Raw genomic sequence first — 392 nt, 5'->3', positions numbered from 1 at the left:
CTTCAAGTCGGCTCGTCATCACTGCTTTCAGATGGAACACCGAACGATGGCGCAATCGAGGTTCGCGCCTGGAGTTGGCCATCACAATGTCAAGAGTGGCCTCCTGGCATTCGGCATCGTCGACAATCTCCAGTTCAGGCCAGGAGGCTATCCAACCCACTGCGCGGGCAAGCATCGGGACGCTGTCTTCCTCCTTGTAAAAAAGATCGTCGAGTCCATCAAGGAAATCAGCGCGGCCACCTTCGAATCCAGTCTGTTCCTCCGCTTCCTTGGGATGTTCCCGGACCCAAGCAACCATCTGTTTCAAAATAGCTAAATGGTTTTCTGCTCGCATTCCAGCCAAAGCCAAATGCACATCCGAGGTGACTTTATCGAGGTGATCACGGTAATTG

At 53.1% G+C, this 392-nt stretch carries 1 pseudogene; it reads right to left on the bottom strand.

The features are described 5' to 3' along the window. Positions 1–392, bottom strand: a pseudogene (locus tag EOC94_RS33845) (hypothetical protein); the annotation flags it as partial.

It is taken from the genome of Mesorhizobium sp. M6A.T.Ce.TU.016.01.1.1 (genome assembly GCF_003997065.1).
GTDB lineage: Bacteria > Pseudomonadota > Alphaproteobacteria > Rhizobiales > Rhizobiaceae > Mesorhizobium > Mesorhizobium mediterraneum.
This window is presented reverse-complemented; position numbering and strand designations above follow the sequence as displayed.